This is a genomic window from Streptomyces sp. BE303 (genome assembly GCF_036290945.1).
Taxonomy (GTDB): domain Bacteria; phylum Actinomycetota; class Actinomycetes; order Streptomycetales; family Streptomycetaceae; genus Kitasatospora.
The window spans coordinates 1-769 of record NZ_JAQYWZ010000260.1 but is presented as its reverse complement, the minus strand read 5'-3'; the positions used below and the strand labels follow the sequence as shown (position 1 = coordinate 769).

The following is a 769-nucleotide window of genomic DNA, read 5'->3' as shown; positions in this document are numbered from 1 at the left end:
GGGCGGTGGTGCTCGCCGGTGAAACCGATGGGTTGAATAGCGGGCTTGGAGCTGTAGCTTCCGGGTCGGGTGGTCTGACGGGTTTTGCTGGTTCTGGTCGTGTGGCGTTCCTGTTCACGGGTCAGGGTGCGCAGCGAGCGTCGATGGGCCGGGGGTTGTACGAGGCGTTCCCGGTGTTCGCGGACGCGTTCGACCAGGTGGCGTTGCACGTGGATGCCGATCTGGACCGGCCGTTGGCGGAGGTGTTGGCGGACGAGGAGTTGATCCACCGCACCGGGTACGCGCAGCCGGCCCTGTTCGCGGTGGAGGTGGCGTTGCATGCGCTGCTGTCGCACTGGGGTGTGCGGGCGGACGTGCTGGTGGGGCATTCGATCGGTGAGGTTGCTGCCGCGCATGTGGCCGGGGTGCTGTCTCTGCCGGACGCGGCGGCGCTGGTCGCGGCGCGTGGCAGGTTGATGCAGGCTCTTCCGGCGGGTGGGGCGATGCTTGCGGTGGGTGCTTCCGAGGCGGACGTCCTGGCGGCGTTCCCGGACGTGGACGTCGCGGTGGTGAACGGCCCTGGGGCCGTGGTGGTCGCGGGCCTGGAGGCCGAGATCGACGCCGTCGCCGAGGCGGCGGGCGAGCGGGGTTGGAAGTCCAGCCGTCTGCGGACCAGTCACGCCTTCCATTCGCGGTTGATGGAGCCGATGTTGGAGGACTTCCGCGCCGTGGTGCGTGGGTTGTCCTTCTCCGAGCCTTCGGTCCCGGCGGTGTCGTCGGTGACGGGCCG

At 69.7% G+C, this 769-nt stretch carries 1 protein-coding gene; it reads left to right on the top strand.

Annotated elements, in window-relative coordinates; genetic code table 11:
• Window positions 1-101: 101 nt before the first annotated feature.
• Window positions 102-769: acyltransferase domain-containing protein (locus PUR56_RS01870; RefSeq protein ID WP_329947568.1), on the top strand; the 668-nt coding region annotated here is incomplete at its 3' end.